Annotated in this window: 12 protein-coding genes; 9 read left to right on the top strand and 3 right to left on the bottom strand. The window is 32.6% G+C overall.

Features of this window, described 5'->3' with window-relative positions; all coding sequences use genetic code 11:
• Positions 1–98 precede the first annotated feature (98 nt).
• Positions 99–557 (top strand): RNA methyltransferase, encoded by a 459-nt coding sequence (locus tag OGZ34_RS16745; protein ID WP_017496800.1) that lies wholly within the window; start codon positions 99–101, stop codon positions 555–557.
• Between the two features lie 234 nt (positions 558–791).
• On the top strand, positions 792–3,113 hold the full coding sequence (locus OGZ34_RS16740; RefSeq protein ID WP_263360982.1) for a glycoside hydrolase family 20 protein: 2,322 nt from the start codon (positions 792–794) through the stop codon (positions 3,111–3,113).
• A gap of 182 nt (positions 3,114–3,295) precedes the next feature.
• Here OGZ34_RS16740 and OGZ34_RS16735 read toward each other — a convergent pair whose 3' ends face one another.
• Positions 3,296–5,902, bottom strand: a complete 2,607-nt coding sequence (locus OGZ34_RS16735; protein WP_263360981.1) for an amidohydrolase family protein — start codon at positions 5,900–5,902, stop codon at positions 3,296–3,298.
• On the bottom strand, positions 5,895–8,621 hold the full coding sequence (locus OGZ34_RS16730) for a hypothetical protein (RefSeq protein WP_263360980.1): 2,727 nt from the start codon (positions 8,619–8,621) through the stop codon (positions 5,895–5,897). The genes OGZ34_RS16735 and OGZ34_RS16730 overlap by 8 nt, the downstream gene beginning before the upstream one ends.
• 436 nt (positions 8,622–9,057) lie before the next feature.
• Between OGZ34_RS16730 and OGZ34_RS16725 the strand changes: the two genes are divergently transcribed.
• Both OGZ34_RS16725 and OGZ34_RS16720 read left to right on the top strand, forming a co-directional pair.
• Complete coding sequence (locus tag OGZ34_RS16725; protein WP_173967660.1) at positions 9,058–9,198, top strand: hypothetical protein; 141 nt, start codon at positions 9,058–9,060, stop codon at positions 9,196–9,198.
• Positions 9,199–9,437: 239 nt separating this feature from the next.
• Positions 9,438–9,941: a hypothetical protein gene (locus OGZ34_RS16720; RefSeq protein ID WP_173967659.1), complete on the top strand. Its 504-nt coding sequence runs from the start codon at positions 9,438–9,440 to the stop codon at positions 9,939–9,941.
• 311 nt (positions 9,942–10,252) lie between these two features.
• On the opposite strand, the gene OGZ34_RS16715 is transcribed toward OGZ34_RS16720, so the two are convergent.
• The gene (locus OGZ34_RS16715; protein ID WP_173967658.1) at positions 10,253–10,657 is read right to left on the bottom strand and encodes a helix-turn-helix domain-containing protein; all 405 of its coding nucleotides are present in this window, start codon (positions 10,655–10,657) and stop codon (positions 10,253–10,255) included.
• 481 nt (positions 10,658–11,138) lie between these two features.
• On the opposite strand from OGZ34_RS16715, the gene OGZ34_RS16710 reads away from it, so the two are divergent.
• The 5 genes from OGZ34_RS16710 to OGZ34_RS16690 all read left to right on the top strand — a co-directional run bounded on the left by OGZ34_RS16710 (position 11,139) and on the right by OGZ34_RS16690 (position 21,281).
• Positions 11,139–11,465, top strand: a complete 327-nt coding sequence (locus OGZ34_RS16710; protein WP_173967657.1) for a hypothetical protein — start codon at positions 11,139–11,141, stop codon at positions 11,463–11,465.
• A gap of 435 nt (positions 11,466–11,900) precedes the next feature.
• Positions 11,901–12,818: an N-acetylmuramoyl-L-alanine amidase gene (locus OGZ34_RS16705; protein WP_263360979.1), complete on the top strand. Its 918-nt coding sequence runs from the start codon at positions 11,901–11,903 to the stop codon at positions 12,816–12,818.
• 939 nt (positions 12,819–13,757) lie between these two features.
• Entirely contained in the window at positions 13,758–14,471 is a 714-nt protein-coding gene (locus OGZ34_RS16700; RefSeq protein ID WP_263360978.1) for a hypothetical protein, read from the top strand.
• Between the two features lie 518 nt (positions 14,472–14,989).
• Entirely contained in the window at positions 14,990–17,560 is a 2,571-nt protein-coding gene (locus OGZ34_RS16695) for a hypothetical protein (protein WP_263360977.1), read from the top strand.
• A 1-nt stretch (position 17,561) separates the two neighbouring features.
• Positions 17,562–21,281: a hypothetical protein gene (locus tag OGZ34_RS16690; RefSeq protein WP_263360976.1), complete on the top strand. Its 3,720-nt coding sequence runs from the start codon at positions 17,562–17,564 to the stop codon at positions 21,279–21,281.
• Positions 21,282–21,337: the final 56 nt, after the last annotated feature.

Genomic DNA, 21,337 nt, shown 5'->3' with positions numbered 1-21,337 from the left:
ACGTTCTAAAACTATACTATTTAATAACTAATTCAGAGCCTTCGTTTCCTCTCAATAAAATATTGATTTATGTAGGTACAGTTTGTACTTTTGCCTTTATGAATGATAATTTTACAAATGAATATTTTGGGATAGGGATACAAAATGGTAAAACGCCTGAGAATTTGGGTGTTTTGTGGCGATCTGCTCAAAATTTGGGTGCTACCTTTATATTTACTATCGGCAATCGATATGCCAAACAAGCCTGTGATACCCATGATGCGGTAAAAGCAATTCCTTATTTTCATTACGATACTTTTGAAGCTTTCCTCGAAAATTTACCAAAAGGAGCACGCTTAGTAGGGGTCGAACTAAACGAAAATGCTTCCGATTTAGAAACCTATGAACATCCAAGACGTTGTGTTTATTTATTGGGTGCGGAAGATCATGGACTGTCTAAAAAAGTAATGGAGAAATGCCATCATTTGGTAAAGTTTAAATCCGTGAAGAGTTTAAATGTGGCTGTCGCTGGAACTATTATTATGTACGACAGAAACTTACCAAAACCACGCTCTTAGAATAGTTAAAAGGCGGCCGGTTTACCTATTAAGTAATAATTACAATGTAATGTCGTATTCTAGAAAAAATAGATAAAATTATAGTGTTTAGATTTTTAAGTAGTTTTTTGGGTATCACCCCTTTTGACTTGTAAACTTTCGACTTACACATCATGTTTTATTGGCGGTTCTTTATTAGGAGACAAAAGTTATCAGTATCAGTTTAAAATTTTACCATCCTTAAAATAATAAAGTATGAAAATACTAAAACCAATCTTTGTTGTCCTTTTTCTGACTGTTTTAAGCACCGTTTACGGTCAAAAAGTAGAGGTAGAAAGAGACATTCAAATTATTCCGAAACCAAAGCAATTGGTTCTTAAAGAAGGAAATTTTCAGTTTTCTGCAGCAACTAAATTTGTGGTAAGTGGCGACACTCAGAAAGAAATCGCTACGGTTTTAATAAACAAATTTGAAACAGCAGCAGGATTTCGTCCTGAAATTTCAAGTACCATTCCAAAAAGAAATTATGTGCAGTTTAAAGTCGATGCAACTTTAAAGAACGAAGCCTACTTGTTGGAGGTAAATAAAGAAAACATTGTAATTACGGCAAAAGGAAATGCGGGTTTTATTTACGGTTTAGAAAGCATTCGACAATTGCTTCCTGAAGGTATTGAAAGTAAAAGCATCGGAACAGCTACGAAATGGGAGATTCCAAATCTAACTATTACAGATGAGCCTCGTTTTCAATGGAGAGGATTAATGTTGGATTTATCGCGTCATTTCTTTGATAAAAACTATATCATTGAGACCATTGATCGATTGGCAATGCATAAAATGAATGTTTTACATTTGCATTTAGTTGATGATCAGGGTTGGAGAATTGAGATTAAAAAACACCCAAAACTTACAGAAGTTGGAGCCTGGAGAGTCGATCAGGAAAATGCGGCCTGGAATGCAAGATTGGTTACAAATCCGGATGAAAAAGGAACTTACGGAGGCTTTTTGACTCAGGAAGAACTAAAAGAAATTGTAAAATATGCTGCAGCAAAAAATATAGAAATCATTCCCGAAATCGAAATGCCGGCACACGTGAGTTCTGCCATTGCGGCTTACCCCGAACTGGCTTGTTTCAATCAGAGAATTGGAGTTCCGTCGGGCGGATTATGGCCCATTACAGATATTTACTGTGCCGGTAAAGAAACTACTTTCGAATTTTTGCAAGATGTAATTGATGAAGTCATTACCATTTTTCCTTCAAAATACATTCATATTGGTGGTGACGAAGCAACTAAAACCAATTGGGATAAATGTCCGGATTGTCAAAAAAGGATGAAGGATAATGGACTGAAAGATGCTCATGAACTGCAAAGTTATTTTGTGAAAAGAATGGAGAAATACATCAATTCTAAAGGCAAAAAAATAATTGGCTGGGACGAAATACTCGAAGGCGGTTTGGCTCCCGAAGCTACTGTAATGAGTTGGAGAGGAACGGTAGGAGGGACCGAAGCAGCTAGACAAGGTCATGACGTCATCATGTCGCCGGAATCGCCATGTTATTTTAATTTTTATCAGGGACCGCAAAACGTAGAGCCTTTGGCTTTTGATGCTTATAATCCTCTGAATAAGGTTTACGAGTTTGATCCCGTTGTTGCTACAATGACCCCACAGGAAGCCAGTCATGTTCTGGGCGGACAAGCAAATTTGTGGGCAGAATATATTACAAGTCCAAAAGCTTCTGAGTACATGATTTTTCCGAGACTGGCAGCTTTGTCTGAAGTTTTGTGGAGTACAAAAGAAAATCGAAAATGGAATGATTTTACCTCTAGATTGCCTTCTTTGATGAAACGATATGATTATCTAGGAATCAATTATGCCAAAAGTGCTTATTTGGTTACGGCTACTTCTGTGGCTGATTTAAGCCAAAAAGCGATTCAGGTTACCCTTAAAAATGAATTTCAAGATTCGGACATTCGTTATGTTCTGGGAGATAAAAACATAGAACATCATGCCATAAAATATGTAAATCCTATTCCGTTTAAAGAGACAACGGTTTTAAAAGCCTCTTTGTTTCAAAATGATAAACCAGTTGGAAGAGTATTTACTGATACAATTGTATTTCATAAGGCATTTGGACATAAGGCTAGTTATTTAACACCCTATAGCCAAAGTTATAAAGGAGATGGACCTTTTGTAATGGTCAATACCATCAGAGGGTCCAAAAATTTTCATGATGGTCAATGGCAGGCTTGGCTGGTCAATGATATGGAAATTGTTGTAGACCTTGAAAAAGTACAAAGTATCGAAAATGTAGTGATTGGTACTTTAGAAAGCCAGGGTGCCGGGATTTATTTCCCAACACAAGTAAAAGTTTTGGTGTCTAAGGACAGTATTAACTATAAAGAAGTTGGAAAAATAAAACGTCCATTTGCGGTGAATGTGAATTCGGAGTTGAAAGATTTTAAAATCAATTTTGAAAAACAAGAGGTTAGGTTTGTAAAAGTAATTGCTTCCAATTTAAAAAAAGACCTAAGAGGAGGAAGTTGTTGGTTGTTTGTTGATGAGATTTTAGTGGATTAATAAAAGCAGCCCAATTAATGAGCTGCTTTTATTTTAGTATGTCTTAAATAATACGCTTATGTGTGCGAGTCTAAGGTATCGTGCGTGCCTTGTACGGCCAAATGATCTTACCTGTTGGGGCATTTTAACTAATTCATTAACGAATGGGGTGTTGTACAATGTTAAGTGAAGTGAGTAAGGCATCAACCTTTAAAACTTTGTTCTAATCCCATTTGTCTAATTTTATCTAGCCATTCAAAAATCATAGTTGAATCATATTTTCTATTACCAAATTCATCTTTCTCTTTTTCCATAGCGATTGCTATTAGGGCATATTCATTTTCTAATGAAGTAGAAAATATACCTTGATCATCTGTGTTAATTGAAACTGAAAGTTGAGGGCAGTTTTTTATTAAATCTGGTGAGGTTTCGAGACCAAGATTAAAAAACTTACTAATAGGATGTTTAGCATATTTTTTAAAGGTACCAATTAAGTAATTGGAAGTTGGATTACATTCAATTGCAATATTTTTAATCTTTATATCGTACATCATTTTTTCTTGAACGACTTCGACCAGTCTCATATAATCGTGAGTAATCTCAAACTGCTTTATTAATTTACCCTGTATTTTAATTTGAGGATTAAAATGATATTGTTGATATAAAAATTTCACATCAATGTTTTTCCGTGTGTTTTTTGATTTTGGAGATTCCTCATTTATGCGACATCTTTCCCAATAAGTGAGGTTTATTTTACTGTAAATATCAGTGTCTAGATTGTCAAAGTAAAGATAAGGATCATCACCTCTTAATTTCCAAGCATCATAGTAAACCGTTTGATGGAAATATTTGTTTTTAAAAACGCTTTCATTGTCAATGTTGTGTTGATATAATTCAGAAAAAAGATTTTCATATAATTTTTCTAATCTATTGACTTCGTTTCTGCAAATGTCAATTCCATATTTTCTTATTTTAGCAAGTAACCAAACTGTATTATCTAATACTATTTGCTTCGGAAGCATCAATTTATTTTTCTTAAACTGGTAGTAATCTCTTACATTAATGCCTAAAGCCAAAGCATGCCCGATTCGATCTCCTTGTGCAAGATTTAGGAAAATGATACATTCATCTATTGTTCTCAATCCATCAACTAGATCATAAAAATCTTCACCAGCGTGATAAGTGGCATACATTTTATGTTCACTCATAACTTCTTTCAAATGATTTAAACTTCCTTTTAATCTATGGTTTTTTAAATATCTAAAACCTTGGGCAAATACCTCTGGTGAAGCAGAAAATTCATTAGAAGCGGCATCAATGCCTCTAATAGATTCAGAATATTTAGCGCTTTTCTCCCTTAATGTGCTTATGGCTATTGATTGATACTTAATCTCCTTTCTTAATTTAGCATGCCTACATGTGACATAACTGGAAATTTTGGATGGTTTTAGTGTATCTTCTTTTTTAATGTAATGAATAGTATAGAAATGATTCAGTTTTCTGTCTTTTTTAACTGTAATTAGTTCATATATAAAGTCCTTTTCAGATTGAATGGTGTTTTTTCTTAGAGTTTTATTATAGGAGGAGATACTCTGAGTTAATTTATTGTATTCATCTTTTGGCGCAATGCGCACTTCAAAAGATCTAATTGCATTGTGAATTAAAGTATCGTTAACGGCAAGATTGACAAAAGCAGTATGATAAATTGAGCCATCAGGTAGAAATTTTTCTTTTCGGTCTTGATATTTAGAAAAGTTTCCAAAACCAACTTTGTTATTAACCTGAATTAATTCCGCTCTGAATCGTTGCTTAATAAGTATATAGGCGTGAAATAAATGCTCAAGCTTTTTAAAGCTCTTATCTTGATTATAAATTTTTCTAAAGCAATCATATAGTAGCTTTCGTTCACCGTAAAATATAAAGGAACGAGAGAGATTTTGAATATGTATATTTTTAGGAATTGCGTAATCTAGCACTTCCACATTTTTGAAATGTCTAAAACGATGCCCACAGTCTTTTTTATTAAGCCTTATTTCTTGGTCTAATTCACTCAATTTTATAATTAAATCGTTTGAATCAATTACATTTGAATCTTTTGATAAGTCAATTTCTAATTGAGAATTTAAGTTATTTATTTCATTAAATAATTTCAACCTAATATAAGAGGCTTTATAAACTAAAATTTTTAATTCTTTTTTAGAAGCATCCGAGGCATTGGTAATCTTCGTAAGTAAAGTCAAGTCTTTTTCTAACTCATTAAATTCTTTTTCAAAGTTATTGACATTATTCATTAGATTTATCCAACTCAAATCAAAAACAGGACCTGAACCTTTTAAATGAAAGTGATTTTCTGCCAAACCTTTCTTTAATAAAGTTCGCAAAGATTTATTATTAGAAAAAACCGTTGGTCTCCACGAAAAAAAATCCCTTCTTCGGTATGAAATGACATCTGTATAAGCAAAGTGAGAGCAATTCAATAGGTCTTCCCCAACAAAATATGATAAATCACGCCATTTTAATAAATGTTGATACTCTACAAAGGGTTCTAAATTTTCTTCAACTAAAACTTTAGAATTAAAATGGGGTAGAATATTAAATATAGATTTATTATGGTTGAATAAAAACCAATCTGTCTCTAGCTTAGTAAATATGTTTTGAATTTCATCCAATGAATAATTAGAGAATGAATGAAATCCATTTTCTAAGAAACTTTGCTTATTAATGTATTTTTCTTCGTCTTTTAAATTTAAAACTTTATCTGGACAAAAATCAGCAAACAATAAACGTATAGATTTACGAAGATTATCCATTTATAATATTTAAAAGGTAATTATATGCTTCAGTTTTTTTTACCATTACAGATTTTTTTTTGTCAGTTCTGATTTTAGACAAATCTTTATAAACGGTAGTATGTTTTTGAAATGAATTAACTAAATGAGTTAAACTCCTTGTATTTTCATTTTCATCCAGAAGATAAGATTTATAGTAGTTAAATTTCTTTTTTAGGTAATTTATATCGACATCACTATTTTGCTCTACTGTTTCCAACATTTCAATATTTTCAACTTTTATAAAAGCTTGAAATATGTTGGACATTTTATTTTTATTTTCTTCAATGCTGTTAATTCTGTTCCAATGCAACATTATTGGATGAGAATCAAAACAATTTTCATCTAAATTTAAATAATCATACTTTTTAGTAAGTGTATTAATTGCTTTCTTTAAACTATCATTAAAGTAAACATATATTGTATCATAATAACTTTGAATATTTGAAGATTTGAAAGCAGTAGCGGAGTATCTGGATAGATTTTCAGTTAACTCTCTAAAAAACATAGGGTTCATGAGCAGTATCTGAAACTTGGAATGTTCGTGTTTCCATTTTAGAATGTCTTGCATAATGATGTTCTCAAAATCAAAATCCTTACTAAAAATTGAATTCCAAACTTCCACTGGAAATAGAATATTTGTAAAAATAGCAAATGGTGAAAAAACTAAATGAGAAATAATTCCTCCTCCTTGATTGATTTTTCTAAAGTAAGGGTAGCTATATTCATTAATTGAGTCAGGATCTCCAAAAAACTGTATGAAAAATGCCAACCAGTACGCATCAGTTTCTTCTAAAGATTTAAAAATTGAATTAATTGAATTAATTATATGTCCTGGTTTTCTGCCTAATTTATATTCAATCCAATCCCTATTAATATTTTTTGATCCTTCTTCAGTTATTATTCTTGCTACTGGGAAGATTCGATATTCTCCATCGTACAAACCGCCTTTGCAGTATTCTAAAAGAACATTTGGCTTTTCAGTATATATTTGATTGATTCTCACAGAATAATAAATACTTAAATAATCCAAAAACTTGTACCAATAAATATTAGTGCTTTTTACGTTCTCATAAAATAATTTCATTATTGAAAAGACATCACCTATTGATGTTAATGAAGGATTTAAATTGTGATAATCAATTTGTAAGTTAGTATCATTAGATGCTTGAAAAGATTTTTCAATATTTACAAGTTGATGAATTATATGAAGGTTTAAAGAAGAAAAATCTTGTTTGTCAATATCTAAAATGATTTTTTTTAAGTTTTCAGGTAGTTCATTGATACTTTTATTTAATATGTATTTTCTAAAATTTTCCAAAACATTTTCATTATCAAACACTTTAATAAGTTCATTTAATTCTCTTAATGTTGAAGGAAAAATAGATTGATATCTATAATCAGTTTTGTCAATAAAAACTTTTGATTTTGTATAAATTAATTTTAATAAACAATCGTAAACATTCTTTTCAATAAATAGTTTTTCATCGATTATAAGTTCTTGCTTTAAGACTTCATTTTTATCTTCCAGTATGTTCTCTAATGATATACCCCTTAGAGAATCTACATCTCCAATATAAATTATTGATTCATTTTTTATTTTACTTAAGTCGTCATTGTTAGAGTCAAAAAAAGTAAATTTTATATCTTCAATTTCCTGATATGAAGAAAAGTGTATATCACAGAAGTCTGTTAGCGAAGGAATAAAAATTTGATGATTGAATGGTATAAGTTTTTCAATATATTTTTCTGCCTTATTTGATAATTCTGTTAGAATAAATTCGTTAGTAATTTCAAAATCAGTAGTAATTTTCCTATTATCCATTCTTGATGATTTCCTTTCATCAATTGAAGTAAAATTGTGTATTTTACTTTTTTGTTCTAAATTTAATTTATACCTATATTCTTTTACAATTTCATTAATTATTGAGTCTTTTAATTGCTCCGTTTTACAAGCTATTAAAAGAATTATTCTTTTTTGGATTAAAAAATGTCTAATGTCCTCAAGCATTTCATATGCTTTGGATATATTTAAATCAAAGTCATCTATTGATACAATTAAGAAGCTTTTCTTATCATCAAGTACATTCAGGTATTTGCCAACTAAATCGCTAAACCCCTTTCTTAAATTACTACTATATGCTAAATTACTTAAAGCTTCAAGTGAATCTAAATTATAGATTTCTTTTTTATCACTATTTATAATTTTTAAATTATCAAAAACTTGTTGAAAAAGTTTTATTAAAGTCCTTCTATCCTCATCAGAAATCCCACAATTTTCTTTTTTTATTAATTCTTGGAATTTTGAGAACATTTTAGCTACTATAATTTCAAATAGACTTTCATTACCTCTAAACAATGATGGGTCAATTATATCAATTTCAGCAAAACTTGATTTACTAATATTGTCAAAATCAGGAGAATTAAAAAAAGAAGAATGTTTGACTTTATTTTTATAATCTAATAATGCATTTCTAAAAGAGATCATTGATGAACTTTTTCCCTTGCCTCGTTCACCCGTAAAAGCAATAATATTATTATAAGTATCGTATGTATTATTATTAATACTTTGAAATATTATGTCACATAGGTTTTTTGCGGCATTGTTATATACCTCTTCAAAAATAGAACCTTTAAATTCATTTCCGTTTTCAATTTTTATTTTATACTCATCATTTATATTGATAATAATTGGTTTCATAAATTTTAATTTAATTAATTTTTTGCTTATTCCTGTCATGTTTTTCGCAAAACCTGTTGTAATAGTATTGCGGTATAGTATTGTGTGGATTTGTAAAGTATTTGTCTATGTTCTAATATATTGAAAAATTTCATTTTTTATGTTTAGCATACTCTCATAAATGAATTTTTTAATTTATTGGCTCTTATCATTTTATTGAACCCGATCCCATCAAGTAAAATTATTTTCATGTGTTATATTATTTATTGTTGTTTTTTAAAAATGTTGAATGATAAAACTAAACAAAAGATCGAATATGGAAACCAGTATATATACGTGATGTCCATCAATTTGAAAAACATTTATTAGTTACGGTTTTCCATAAAAAAAGAATAAATCTTTTAATGTTATTTGTTGTTGAGAAACAAAAATCATTACTTAATTAAAAGAAATTATTATGAACGATGTTAAAGCAATTAAACCTGGTCCGAAACCTAAAAAAGAAGATGGAACACCGGATAAAAGACCGAGAGTGAATCCGCCAAACAAGGATAAGCATCCTGATTTAAAGCCTCACAAGCATAAACCTAAAGATTAAAAGTGTTTGGAATGCTTGAAATTTTAAACTAAAACCTCAAAATTGATTATTTCAGATTGAGGTTTTTATAGGTTAAGAATCAAGTGAATAGCCCCGGTTTTCCTCGAATATTTTTTTTGCGATGCGATGTAAAAAGAATTTTAAATTAGAAATAGTTAAATTAATTGGATTGGGTTGGAAAGTAGAGAGACTTCGTACGGTGGGGATAATATTTTTAATAAATAACTAAAATTTAAAAGATGATTAAAAAGGTAACGATATTAATAATTGTACTCTTATTTATTAATTCTTGCGGTAAACAAGAAACAAATAGCCTAACACCGGAATCTAAATACGAATACGATTCAAATTCGGAACAATATTCAAAGGCTTCTGATACTTTTACACAATATGAAAACACAGTCAAGAAAAAAGTAGAACAAACAACCGATGAACTATTTGAAGTATATCATTATATATACTCTAAAGGAAATGTTGTTGAAGCAGAAACTAATGTACTTTTTGTTGATGGAAAAAATGATGAATTGCAAATAATAATTGATATGCCTAACGGAAAAACTTACGAATATAATTTAGCTGACAAAGTAAGTCTCGGTATTTTAAAAGGAATGGATTCTTATATGTATACATCGGATAATAATGAAAAAATTAATGTTTTTTTTAAAGATGGACGTAAAATGATGGGAATGACATCGGGTAAAGAAGATTTTGTTTTTATGAATATTTCAAGTTACAAAGAATAATAAAAAAATATCTTTATAGGATTATAAATAGAAAAGGCTTTTTAAAATATCTCATAGACACCAAAAATAATGGATACTTCTCATTAGAATTCTTTTGAAACGCGAAATCTCCTGGCCATTCCAACAAAGAGAATCAACAAAGATTATTTTGCAAATAATCACAATATAGACTATTGGAACAGGTATTGTACAGAATCAAACTAAAATTATTGCTCGAGTACTGAATGTTTGAGAGTAACATTCAGCTTTGTTAGAAGTATGTATAAAAAAAGACTGCAATAGCAGTCTCTCGTAATTATAATAATAGAATTCTATTTTTTCAATAGCTTTTCCAAATATTCGATCTTATCTTGCTCGGCTTTCAATAACCTTTCGTAAAGCTTTTTATTTTCGTCTACAGATTCCATTAATTTGTCTAATGGGTTAAAAGTACACTGGCTATTTAATGATGAATTATCATTAAAGTTATTAAAGCTATTGAAATAATTAAAAACCGCTTCTTCTGAGAAATTTTTAATGGCTTCCACACTTATGCCTAATGCCTTTGCAACCTGAATCAATTTTTCCTCATCTATGGTTTCGCTGTTTTCTATAATAGAAATTGCCTGTTGGTTGGTTCCTAAGGCTTGTGCCAAAGCTTCTTGTTTCATGTCTTTCAGTTCACGAATACGACTTATTTTTCGACCTATATGGCTGGGTTTCGTTTGTGTGCTCATAATTCAAAGATAATAATTAAGTATAATAAGAGACAAGATGTATGAAACATATTTGGTTGTGTACCATACAGCCTGAAATAATTGGCGTTTCTGTTATCTATTCTTTTCTTGCGGCTTGTTAAACAAAAGTACACTTTTTCTTATAATTGATATTCGAAGAGGTAATTTTTTTAAACACATAGAAACATAGTTTGGTTTGCGTTTATAAGGCGTTTCACTTTATTTAAAAGTGCATAGTAAGCTGTTTGAAAGAAATTCTCTTATAGAAGTGATAAATTTTTTAAACACATAGAATCATAGTTTAGTTTGCGTTTATAAGGCGTTTCACTTTATTTAAAGGCGCATAGTAAACTATGTGAAAGAAACGTGTTTCTTTTTTGCATTCTTTTATCCAGTTTAAAATCTATGTTTCTATGTGTTCAAACCAATTACTCCCAATAGGTTATAAGAAAGTAAAAAGTACACTAAAAAAAATACGATTATGGAAAGAAATGAAATGGAGAATCTGGAGAAATTTAAAAAGCTAACGGCGCGTTATTTCCACACCTTAAAGCCGGGGGAAGATCAAACACAAAGCAATACTGCTCAACTGAAGTTTGTCAATTATTATGAGCTGGGTAGTGTGATTACCAATATGCTCAGATTGTGTATAGTGACACTGGATCAGCATGCTCCTAAGTTTTCGGAAAGAGAAGAGTGTGAGCCTATTAATGTGGGGCTTATTTTGGAAACGGTCTTACAGCTGTTTCCTATGGATGAACTTGAATTTTTGAGCGAACTTAGTCAGTTGCTGGCTGCCGAGTCGTAGAACGGTATTTAAAAAAACGTGACACGTAATTATTTTTAAACATATAGAAACATAGTTTGATTTGCGTTTAAAAGGCGTTTCACTTTATTTAAAAGCCCAACCGCAAAGAACTGAATTACGAATGAATTACCTGAAAAGTAAAATCAGAACTTGAATTAATTCAGCGGCAAATGTGTTCCTTAAATCACGTATAAACACTTGCTTGTAAAATATTGATTGTCAGTATATTTGATAGGCTTTAATGTTTTGAATGATGTTGCTTATAAAACGATAAGCAACGAACGCTACTACTCATTTTTAATCCTAAACAATGACTTCGACCTATTGATTTTATGCGTAAAGAGGTTCGTATTTGTGATTTTATCATCCGTAAATGCAAATTAAAAGTATTGTTTAAAAACTATCTTATTTCAAACCCTAAAAAAACAAATCCTTATGAAAATTGACAAAAACTGGCTTGTTCAGGAAAGCCAAGCAGAAAAAATAGTAAAAGATCCTACCTCGAATTTTCAATATCAAATTTCGCCAAAATATTTAATAATACATTATACGGCCGGAGATAAAGCAGCTGGAGCAATAACCTGGTTTAAGCAAACAGCGGCACAAGGAAATACAGACCGAATTTGTGCTCATATTGTAATTGATCTCGACGGAACGATTACGCAGCTTGCTCCATTTAACACCAGATGCAACCACGCCGGCTACAGCAGTTGGGACGGACGAACCGGAATGAATGAGTATGCTATTGGTATTGAAATCGTAAATCCGGGATTCTGTGAAAAATTGACAGATGGCAGTTTCAGAAGAAGAGTAGGAGAAAACAAAGACGGAACGCCTAGTTATAAACTATATCCTGCGTCAGAAAAAGACAGAATTGTAAAATTGAAACACAAACATAAATTTTGGGACAGTAAAGAAAATCAATATTGGTTTAAATATACAGACGCCCAAATAGCAGCAGTCTCCAAATTGAGCAAACTGTTGATAGATACATATCAATTATCCTTTGTAGTGGGACACGACGATATTTCACCGGCAAGAAAACCGGATCCGGGACCTGCTTTTCCTTGGGATGAGTTTAAAATTAATGTTTTTGGAAAAACGGATAATATAGGAAAGATTTTTATTGTTGACTCTGCTTCTGATGGCGTTGCTGAGTTTAGAACAAAACCAGACAAAACTTCAAGTTCGATTCGAAAGCTAAAAAATGGTTATGAAGTGGGATTAATTGAAACCTTCGGACAATGGTCTAAAGTTTATCTCGTGAATGATATTAAAGACATCAAGGATTGGAAACACAGTATTAAAATAGAAGGCTGGATACATTCAAGTCTTTTAAAACCTAAGGGATAAGCTATTTTTTTATGAAACGCATCTTATTTAAATTACCATAAAGCAATACTGCACCATTAGTTTTAATCTCGCTACTGTGTTCATTATTGATTTAGAGTACATTTCTTTATTTCGCAATATTAAAATACAACCCTGATACTTTTTTATGCAGACCAGAATGAAATAGGAAAAGTAGCTATGCCAAGTATACATGATGATAGCACATTCTCGTTTAACTAATACATCTCAAAAATGCAAACCCCAAGAGGAGCAATTCTATTGGGGTTTTGCGTGAATTCTACTTTTGAAATTTGATTTTCACTATTTCGTAACAGCACCTTTCTAAGAGCAAAAAAACGCTCTTGTACTGTTATTCCGGTTTCCTACACATAAAAAAATGGCTCTCATGCCATTTTTTTAGTTTGTACTACAGAGGCAACCTACTTTTATCAAAAAACATCAGCTTCTTAAATAGAGGCGGGGAATGTTTTGAGCTCTAAAAATTTTCAATTTGCAAAATGTGCTTTTATGAGAATAGAAATTATTGAAGTACTTAGGAAGAATCAAATAACGAATTAGGGATGACTATTGTTAAATCATTATAGCAGTTAGCCCTATGATTTTTTGAAATTTTCATTTATGTCTGTTAAATCCGGGAGATGCAACAGAATCAATATAAAAATATAGTACAGAATAAATTAGTCAAGTAAATAACTAGTTTTTTGATAAAAAGGCGGAATCTGAAAAGCCTATATTAAACAGAGTAGGAAAAAATCAATAGAATGTTTTTTTTGTAAAAGAAGTAAGATAAAAGGTATGTTTAGTAAAGGGTAGAATTTACATTCAGGATTATCCATAGAACAAAAACGTCCTCGTAGTAATTTTTAATGGTATTTTTTTGAGAAGCCATTTACTTTATTCTTTTTCTTTTACATAGATAAGATTCGCAAAAATAAGATTATGGCACAATTAACTACTCCGGCCGGAATAGGTAAAGAAACACCTAGTGGCACCACAGAATTAACAGTTACAGTTACATGGACTAAGCCTGACCCGGATTATCCTGATGGAACTACTTTTAGTTACCAGTTTGTAAATAAAGGTAATCCAAATGATATTATTGTACCAACAGTAGCGCAAACAGGCGCACCAACTATAGTTGTTGACAAACATCAGGTGGTATTTACTTTTGGAACCAATGCAGATGCGGTAAAATTAAAGGATTACATAGCCGAAGTTAAGGCAATTCCAGCTACAGGTTCGGGTCCTGATAATAGTGAGTGGGGAAAAGAAATATACTGGATTATAGGTCCTACCTTAACCATTAAAATTGGAAATCAGGAATACACATTGACAAAAAATACATTTGCAGGTGCGACTTCCAAAATTTATCAATTACCGGCATCTGCTGATAATCCTATTACCATTACTTATGATGATATCAAGACTTTTGCAACATCATTAGGTTTAAATCCTCCCGAAAATTATCCGGATGGAACGCCAATTGACGGATCTTTAAATATCTATCAATTAATTGTGGATTTAGGAAACAATCTTTTCACATTAAGTATTTCATTGGATATACCTGCTTCAAATCCTTTAAACAATATAATTCCTCATTTATCAGTATCTAAAATGGGATTGGTTCTTAAACGCACAAATGGTTCACTTTAAGATGATATAAAAATAGCCTCCTGTTGGATAACCTAACATGAGAGGCTATAATTTATAAATCGAGATTTTGGAAAGGACCTGTTTCAGAAAATTTAAAACAAAATAAACTTGTATTATATTATTCTTAAGGTTTGTGAGTATATCTCTACTATGCCAATTGTTTATCATAAGTGAAAAGTATTCAGGTGAATAAAGAGTAATCTAATTCAAGATCTCAAACAATTGTAGCGGACTGATTGGTTGGGTTGTGGGGTAGTTCTATCGATACAATAAGTAAATCCAACAAATGAAAAACGGAATTAAAACAACAAAATAGAGTGTAAAGACTATTTCAATATCCTTGGCACTCATCAAATGGTTCACAATATAGGTGGAACAGCATCTGAAGATTTCTTTAATGAAGGTCCAATTACAGTAAAATGTGAGAAGATATAATAGTTCAGGATACAATCACATGCCTGATTTTGATAGTAGAATGAAATATCTCCTTATATACGAATAGGCTTTATTAATAAACCATGGCAGAAAATTCACCTGATATAAAAGTATGGGCTATAGGTACGACCATCATCTTAATGATAGATCGGTACGAGTTGGTTTTGATGGGAGTCAAAGATTCCGCAACAGGGCTTACAAAATTTTCAGGAGAAGTTAATTTTTTCGACAATCCAATTAGTATCAGGAATCTTATAAATCGATTTCTGTCTAATTTTAATTTAACACTTCCAGAAAGTGTTCCTGATATCACATTCAATTCTTTTGGCGGGAGTGCCGTACTTTCCCCCAAGGATAAAAAAAACTATAGGTTTTATGCCGAGTCTAAAGTAATACTTCCAAATCCTTTTGGACTTAGCAATAATGCACTAAGTTTTGACAATCTAAAATTAGCATTAAATAGATCTGTTAAAATTTCACCAGTATCACCAAAGAAGGATGAAGAATGGGATACAAGCGTATCGGTGTCAACAGATATTTCTTATGTGCCAGGCGGAACGAGTACTGATCCGATTACTTTTGGTTCTGGAAATTTTTATTTTGCTTCTGGAGGAAATTATGCATTAAGTCTTTTTATTACTAAAGAAATAGACCCGGCCGGAATTATAGAAGATTTAATTTCTATAACTATACCAGCTGAGGTAAAGACATTTTTACCAATTTTTAAACCTGAAGCCCCCGACAAACCTATTCGACTCTATAAAGCATCTTCAGATTTTACGTTTCAAAATGTTGAAGAAGACGGCTCACTTTTTCCAGTTCATTTTAATAAGGGTTTTAACTTAGATCAACTGGATATCGAGATTGTGAATACCAACTTTTTGGTAGCAATGAGTATCGTGAATGATACATTTAGCATTTCAGCACAATCAGAAAGTATCAAATTATTTGGATTGGTTGAGGTGATAAAAAAAAGTACCAGTATTACTTCTGCTACAGGACCCGGATTGATTGTCGTTTCAAACACAAAATCAATAACACTATTTGGGGGGTTGAAGTTTTTTCCGGGTTCTGAAACTCCTGAAATTTTAGATTTTGATTTTACATATTTAAATAAGACGAATGAATTTAGCGGAGATCTTACTTATCAGGGAACTATAATAGGACAAAGAAATCCAGGACTTGGATTTGCCTGGAAAAAAACAGGAGGATTTAGAATAACCAAATTTCCATTTAACCAGGATGCACTTTCCAAGGCAATGGATTGGGGAAAAAAAATCAAGGATTTCGCAAATGCATCAAAAGATGAATGTGCGGAGAAATGTGGTGAATTGGTTGATTTGGCATTTAATGAACTTATTACAACTTCTTATGATCTGAAATTTACACCAGGGTCATCAAGTAAAAAAGGATATGTACAAATATCTGTAGAAGGAACATATAAAATAGCTGCTGTAGGAAAATCAGTTTCAAATATTACATTCAGTCCGATCGATTTTGAAATTAAAATCCCAACAAGTTTTGATAACCTGGCTGAAGCAATATGCGACTCGTTAATTGCCAGTAGTGAAAAGTTAGCTGAAGGGCTTTGGAATAATAAAGCGCAGATAACAGAATTTTTCACTTTTATTACAATTAAAAATGTAACAGAAAGTCAGGCCTGTAGATTGGCGTGTAAAGTAGGCAGAGAAGTTTTGAAAAAAGCTTTTGAAGATTTATTGAAGTCTGTTGCCGGAAATACACTAGTCGCAGCAGCAGAAGCGGTAGCAGCAGCAATTGGTGTGCTAGCCGCGATTGCGAGCGCAGTTAAATGGCTTGTCGATGCATTGAGTGGAAAGAAATCGGAAGCTGAAAGACAAAAAGAAGAAAATACAAATAGAATCCAAAATGAATTACTTGCAATTGATAATATGGCGGCTACATACTATCAGGAAAATGGAATTGATAAATATATAGAAGTGAATTGGGATGATATTCCTGGTAAAGATTCGGGAGGAGGAGAGGTTTATTATATCATGAGTTGGAGATATTCGGAAACCACAAAATCTAGAAGAATTGCCAGAAATGATACTGGAACCGCATATACACAAAATTTACAAAGAGAAGAATTTCAAAACGGTGTAGCTGTAGTTATAACTGTCAAAGCATATTTCAATTACAATGGAGAATCGTATTCATCCAATAATCCTGGAAAAGCAACGATAAATACACCTATTTTACAAACACCGGTACCTATTCCCAAAACTATTGATCTTCAAAAAATATGGGTAACAGAACAGCAAAAAAAATTAGGAATTATTGATATCAGCTGGGCTTCGGTTCATGTGATTCCTGTAAATCCGCCAAATCCAGTGACTTGTTTTGAATACAATATATCGCTTTGGAATACGTCTACGAATACGAAACTCAAAGAACAAACGCTAGTTCTTCCTGCAAAATCATTGGCTGTAACTTTTGATTTATATAAAGATACCATTCCGGTGACACCTTTGGATCAAAGATTTATGCCAAATCCAGAGCATTTATTTCAGATAAAAATTAATGCTATGGCAACAGATCCGGATTTAAATAGTTTAACGGGGACTTCTGATAAATTTAAAATACCATGGGGTATTGGTTATGTAAGAGTAGGATACAATTTTAAAATAGAATGAAATGAGTGAGCAAAATAGAACCATATTAAAAAGTTATTTTGAGACGAATGCTATTCCGACTTCAACTCAGTTTGCAAATTTTATTGATTCAGTAATCAATAAAAAAGAGGATGATATTATTGTTTCTTCCGGGAATATAGGATTTGGGAATCAAAACCCTCTGACGAATGTATCCGTTCAATCAAAAATATTTCAGCTTTCCGGAACAGTTAGTGCAGCTGTAGGGTCTAACTCATTTACTGGTGTAATGACTGCTTTTACCAGTCAACTTGTTGTGGGGGAAAGTATTCAAATAAATGGACAAGTCTTTACAGTCGCTTCAATAATTTCAGATATTTCTTTTACAACGCAACAAAATACTCCCACAGCAATTAGCAATGCATTAATACAAAAGGTATACGACATTTTTTCGGTACTGAATAGTAGTGGAAATTCAATTATCTACGTGACAAAGGATGGAAAAGTTGGTTTCTCAAAAAACAATCCATCTGAACTGGTTGATATTGGAGGGAATTTAAAAGCGGAAAGATTTATAGGAAACGGTAATGGTCTTACGGATATTCCTGCCAATCAGTTAATAGGTATTGTACCGGAAAGCAGTCTTCCTGCGGTAAAAGTATCGGCTATAGAAGGTTTATTAACGATTACAGAAACATATGATACAGAGATAACAGGAACATTAAGTGGCACAACAGGCACAACGACTTTAAAGGGTACAGGTACTAAGTTTCAAACAGAATTGTCCGTTAATCAAAAGATACAGATTGCAAAAACAGTTTTCGAGGTGGTTGCAATCACTAGTGATACACAATTAACGGTCAAGAATGTTCTCACCGATACCATTACAAATGCAACAGCTTTTGCGGCAGGTAATTTTTTAAAGTTGGTTGATATCAACGGAGCTACTGTTGCTTCTATTGATGGGACGGGCAATGTAACAGCAGCAGGTTTTAGAGGAGATGCATCGGGTCTTACGGGTATACCTGCCAATAAGTTAATAGGTATTGTACCGGAAAGTAGTCTTCCTGCAACAAAAGTATCGGCTATAGAAGGTTTGCTAACGATTACAGAAACATATGATACAGAGATAACAGGAACATTAAGTGGCACAACAGGCACAACGACTTTAAAGGGTACAGGTACTAAGTTTCAAACAGAATTGTCCGTTAATCAAAAGATACAGATTGCAAAAACAGTTTTCGAGGTGGCTGCAATCACTAAGGATACACAATTAACGGTCAAGAATGTCTTAACCGATACCATTACAAATGCAACAGCTTTTGCGGCAGGTAATTTTTTAAAGTTGGTCGACATCAACGGAGCTACTGTTGCTTCTGTTGATGGGACGGGCAATGTAACAGCAGCAGGTTTTAGAGGAGATGCATCGGGTCTTACGGATATACCTGCCAATAAGTTAATAGGTATTGTACCGGAAAGTAGTCTTCCTGCAACAAAAGTATCGGCTATAGAAGGTTTGCTAACGATTACAGAAACGTATGATACAGAGATAACAGGAACATTAAGTGGCACAACAGGCACAACGACTTTAAACGGTACAGGTACTAAGTTTCACACGGAATTATCCGTTAATCAAAAGATACAGATTGCAAAAACAGTTTTCGAGGTGGTCGCAATCACTAGCGATACACAATTAACGGTCAAGAATGTTCTCACCGATACCATTACAAATGCAACAGCTTTTGCGGCAGGTAATTTTTTAAAGTTGGTTGATATCAACGGAGCTACTGTTGCTTCTATTGATGGACTAGGGAATATAAAAGCAGCAGGTTTTAGAGGAGACGCATCGGGTCTTACGGATATTCCTGCCAATCAGTTAAAAGGTATCGTACCGGAAAGCAGCCTTCCTGCGGTAAAAGTATCGGCTATAGAAGGTTTGCTAACGATTACAGAAACGTATGATACAGAGATAACAGGAACATTAAGTGGCACAACAGGCACAACGATTTTAAACGGTACGGGTACTAAGTTTCACACGGAATTATCCGTTAATCAAAAGATACAGATTGCAAAAACAGTTTTCGAGGTGGCTGCAATCACTAACGATACACAATTAACGGTCAAGAATGTCTTAACCGATACCATTACAAATGCAACAGCTTTTGCGGCAGGTAATTTTTTAAAGTTGGTCGACATCAACGGAGTTACTGTTGCTTCTGTTGATGGGACGGGCAATGTAACAGCAGCAGGTTTTAGAGGAGACGCATCGGGTCTTACTGATATTCCTGCCAATCAGTTAAAAGGTATCGTACCGGAAAGCAGCCTTCCTGCGGTAAAAGTATCGGCTATAGAAGGTTTGCTAACGATCACAGAAACGTATGATGCAGAGATAACAGGAACATTAAGTGGTACAACAGGTACAACGACTTTAAACGGTACAGGTACTAAGTTTCACACGGAATTATCCGTTAATCAAAAGATACAGATTGCAAAAACAGTTTTCGAGGTGGTTGCAATCACTAGCGATACACAATTAACAGTCAAAAATGTTCTCGCCGATACCATTGCAGATGCAACAGCTTTTGCAGCAGGTAATTTTTTAAAGTTGGTCGATATCAACGGAGCTACTGTTGCTTCTGTTGATGGGACGGGCAATGTAACAGCAACACGTTTTACAGGAGATGCATCGGGTTTGAAAAATATTCCGGCTGATGAGATTACTGGAGACTTAGATCTAAAAGGAAACCTAACAGCTGCCGAATTTATAGGCAATGGTTCAAAATTAAAGGCTTTAGACGCTGCTCAAATTACAGGACTTCTCTCTTCGGCAGTAATTCCGGAGGTAGATGCAACAAAGATAAAAGGAGTTATAAATCTTGCGTTAATTCCTGATCTGCCGGGCAGTAAAATCTCAGGAGAATTGGGGATTAATCAAATACCAACTTTAACACCCAATAAAGTTGAGAAATATATATCGGTCATAGCAAACCAAACCATATTATTTAATGAAACAGGAGTTTCTCTATCATGGAGTACAAAGTCAGTAGCAAATTTGCAGGTCCAGTATCTATACAATGGAATTATTGTTAATCTTTCGTCATCCAATAATGATATTAACCTTAATCAATCTGTTTATAGTATAAAAAATCTTTATCAAAACACTGTATTGACATTTATTTCCACAGATCTAATGGGGAACATACTTGATCAACACCAGTTGTATATAACTATTATTCAGACAGTAAATCAATATGCAAAGCAGTTAAGATGGGAAAGCTTTGGTTGTGCGTATGTCATAGAACAGGTAGCCAATCGGTTTAATCTTTCGGAGCTTACTACAACCTCATTGACAACTCTTGCAACCGCAATTTGTAGAGCTGGTTATATTGACAGTGATGCATTTAGATATATTCCACAATATTATAGAAATCTGGGAGAGAAATGGGATGTAGCTATTTACGGAGGAATTCTGAGTAGGATATATTTAGAGGAAGGGATATCTCAGGGCCAAATAAATGTATTTGCGAAGAAAATAGTTCTCTCGGGAGCGACTCCTCTGGTTGTAATTACTAAAGTTGTAACAGAATTTAATTTACAAAATTCAAGTAGTATAAATGTAACAGGAGTAGGGGTAGCTATCAAATTTGCGGGTATCTCTGCAGGTGATGCATTTCGATATGTTGCATCTTATTATCGAAGTGTTAATCAACCCTGGAGCCCGGAAGTTCAGGGAGCGGCATTAACAAAAGCATATACAGGTTAGCCGTTAGGTGTAATTAACAAAAGGGAATATGTGTTTTTAAATGAAATGACTATGGA

The sequence above is a fragment of the Flavobacterium collinsii genome (assembly GCF_946903285.1).
GTDB lineage: Bacteria > Bacteroidota > Bacteroidia > Flavobacteriales > Flavobacteriaceae > Flavobacterium > Flavobacterium collinsii.
The sequence above is the reverse complement of the archived record's forward strand: the minus strand, read 5'-3'. Positions and strand labels throughout refer to the sequence as shown.